This is a genomic window from Kitasatospora sp. NPDC085879, from assembly GCF_040686255.1.
Lineage (GTDB): Bacteria > Actinomycetota > Actinomycetes > Streptomycetales > Streptomycetaceae > Kitasatospora.
On the sequence record NZ_JBFBJZ010000167.1, the window covers coordinates 1 to 3,502 of the forward strand.

General features: G+C 70.6%; 2 protein-coding genes and 1 pseudogene. All 3 read left to right on the plus strand.

Features of this window, described 5'->3' with window-relative positions; translation table 11 throughout:
- A partial coding sequence (locus tag AB0P35_RS41665; protein WP_363521726.1) for a hypothetical protein occupies positions 1–199 on the plus strand: 199 nt, incomplete at its 5' end.
- Positions 200–512: 313 nt separating this feature from the next.
- Positions 513–2,765 carry a catalase gene (locus AB0P35_RS41670; RefSeq protein ID WP_095878136.1) on the plus strand — a complete coding sequence of 751 codons (2,253 nt, stop codon included), beginning with the start codon at positions 513–515 and terminating at the stop codon, positions 2,763–2,765.
- Positions 2,766–3,108: 343 nt separating this feature from the next.
- Positions 3,109–3,502, plus strand: a pseudogene (locus AB0P35_RS41675) (acyl-CoA desaturase); the annotation flags it as partial.

The following is a 3,502-nucleotide window of genomic DNA, read 5'->3' on the forward strand; positions in this document are numbered from 1 at the left end:
CCTGACCCTCAATGAAGATCAGGATGATCAGACGATCGCGAGGTGGGTCACCGTTGATCCGCCGTTCAGCGGTCAGTTTTCACCCGTCGCCGAGAGGGGCGGTTCGCGGCTCACACGGGCTGGCGGCCGTTTGCGAGGCCGGCCGACCGCCGTGCTGCGGGGAACGGCATGCATCACCGGGCCGCCGTGGTGGGCGTAGGACTCGCAGCTTTGCGCAGCGCTGTGCCAGCACGCCAGTGGTGCCTGACTGGGGAAGCGGCGGCCGTCCAAGGATGTCGCCTGCCCGTGCCGGGAGCAGGGAGACGAATGTTCCTCGTCCCGATAGCGCCGGCAGGCCCAGTGTCTCGCTGCAGGATGCCCCGTACCGCCAACGAACTGTGCAACGCCGGGCCTTCTGGCGCCGGGCGCGTCACCCGTCCGCTCGGCGTTTCGTTTGGTTCGCAGCGGTCTGGGTTACGCGCCCAGGGCCTGGCCATAGTCCTGAGGAGATCGTCGTGGCGGAGTCCGGACCGATGAAGAAGATCGTGAACAAGGTGTCAGAGGTGGTCGAGGAGCTCTCCTCGGCGGGCCGGCCCGAGGTTCCGGGTGCTCCCGGTGCGCGGCCGCCGCAGGTGGCGGAGCCCACCGAGGCCGTCCCCCCGTTGCCGCCGAAGCCGGACCAACAGGCGCCCGCGCCGCTGTCGGCCACCGGCCGGAACACGGGCGCCCCCGCGGACGCCGCCGCACAGAACGGCGGCTACCTGACCACGGCGAACGGCACGCGGCTGCCGGATTCCGATCACTCGCTGAAGGCCGGGCCGCGTGGTCCGGTGCTGCTGCAGGACCACCACCTGCGCGAGAAGATCATGCACTTCGACCACGAGCGGATCCCCGAGCGGGTCGTGCACGCCCGGGGTGCGGCAGCACACGGGGTCTTCCGGGGCTACGGAACCGCCGCCGGGGTGAGCAGGGCCGCGTTCCTGGCGGAGGGTGTGGAGACGCCGGTGTTCGTCCGGTTCTCCACCGTACTGGGCTCGCGCGGATCAGCGGACACCGTGCGGGACACCCGCGGCTTCGCGACGAAGTTCTACACCAGCGAGGGCGTCTTCGATCTGGTCGGGAACAACATCCCGGTGTTCTTCATCCAGGATGCCGTCAAGTTCCCCGACGTCATCCATGCCGGCAAGCCGCACCCTGACCGGGAGATCCCGCAGGCGCAGAGCGCCCACGACACATTCTGGGACTTCGTCTCCCTGCACGCCGAGGCCACCCACCACACCCTGTGGAACATGTCCGACCGCGGCATCCCGCGCTCCTTCCGGATGATGGAGGGCTTCGGTGTCCACACCTTCCGCCTCGTCGACGCCGAGGGCGCCACCACCCTCGTGAAATTCCACTGGAAGCCCACGGCCGGCGTGCACTCCCTCGTCTGGGAGGAGGCACAGCTGATCAACGGCATGGACCCGGACTTCCACCGGCGCGACCTCGCGGACGCCATCGAGGCAGGGAACCACCCGCAGTGGGAACTGGGCATCCAGACCTTCCCGGACACACCGGAGCAGACGTTCGCGGGCATCGACCTGCTCGACCCCACGAAGTTCGTCCCGGAGGAGCTCGCTCCGGTGCAGCCGATCGGGCTGATGACGCTCAACGCGAATCCGACGAACTTCTTCGCCGAGACCGAGCAGGTCGCCTTCCACCCCGGGCACCTGGTACCGGGGATCGACGTCACCGACGACCCACTTCTCGCCGGCCGCCTGTTCTCCTACCTCGACACGCAGATCAGCCGCCTGGGCGGCCCCAACTTCGCCCAGATCCCGATCAACCGCACCCACGCCCCGGTCAACGACATGCTGCGCGACGGCTTCCACCAGGACGCCGTGCACAGCGGTGTCGCCCCGTACAAGCCGAACTCCCTCGACGGCGGCTGCCCGTTCTTCGCCGGCGCGGGCGAGCGCGCCTTCATCGAACACCCCACCCCGATCGCGGCCGCCTCGAAGGTCCGCGAGGCCCCCGCCTCGTTCGCCGACCACTTCAGCCAGGCGCGCCTGTTCTGGCTGAGCATGAGTCCGGTCGAGCGCGAGCACATCATCGCCGCCTACACCTTCGAACTCGCCAAGGTCTACGAACAGGCCATCAAGGAGCGCACCCTGCAGGTCCTCGCGAACATCGACCCCCAGCTGTGCGCCCAGGTGGCCCAGGGCCTGGGTCTGCCCGCTCCGCAGCGCCCCGAGCACCTCGCCGACCCCGAGCCCAGCCCCGCCCTCTCACAGCTCGGCCGCACCTGGCCCACGACGGGCCGAGTCATCGGCATCATCACCGGCGCCGCCGATGATGTCGCCCTGGTCCGCCGACTCCGGGAGGCCGCCCTCGACGCGGGGCTGATGCCGTTGATCATCGCGCCCACTGGGGCTCCCCTGGCCGAGGACCTCACCGTCCAGCGGACCTATGCCGCCGCGCGGTCCGTCGAGTTCGATGCGCTCCTGGTGGCCGGCGTGCCCGCACCAGGAGCGGACGACCGCGGGGCCCGGGACGCCAAGTCCGGCGCCGTTGCGGGCGGGCAGTCCACGCTGGACTCCCGCGCCGTCCTGCTCGTCAACGAGGCCTGGCGGCACGCCAAGCCGATCGCCGGACTCGCAGACGCCCGCGCCCTGTGGACGGCAGCGGGAGTCGACCCGCGGGCACCCGGCGTCATCACCGCCACGGAGAACACCGAAGCCATCCCCGCCCTCGTGGACCTGCTCGGCACCCACCGCGTCTGGGAGCGATTCCCGGCAGCGAGCTGAAAGCCAACCTCAGTACCGCCCCCGGAACTCTGTCTCCGGGGGCGCTGCCGTACCTCCCCCGAGTGAGGTCTGTGTGCGACGCCTGAATGTGGGTAATGTCGTATGAGACCACGACCGCATGGCCCCCTGGGCCCGAGAGTCGGTCGGGTCGGATCTGCCGCCCCAGACCCCGGCTGCGCCGCATCGCAGGCGAAGGAGTCGGGATGGCCCTCACGGATCGCCGCACGGCGTCACCCCCGGAGACTGGCACTGGTACGGCCCACGGCCGGGGCGTCCCCGCGCCGTACGACGGGGTCTCGCCGTTCCCTCGTGTCGACCCCGCCGACCGGCACCGCGTCCCCCGGTGCAACCGGCCGCCACCGCCGCCGTGGTGGCGTTCCCGTTCATCGCGCTGGTGATCGCCGTCGGATGGCTGTGGGGCAGCCTCGTCGGCCCCACCGACCTGATCCTCGCCGCCGCGTTCTACTGCCTCACCCGCCTCGGCGTGACACTCGGCTTCCACCGCGGCCTCACCCATGGGAGCTTCACCCCGAACCGGCCGCTGAAGATCGCGATGGCGATCGCCGGGTCGATGAGCTTCCAGGGCGACGTGATCACCTGGGTCGCCACCCACCGCCGCCACCACGCCTACACCGACGCCTACACCGACCGCCCCGGCGACCCGCACTCCCCGTTCCGGTTCGGCACCAGCCTCACCGGCGAACTCCGCGGCCTGCTCCACGCCCACATCGGCTGGC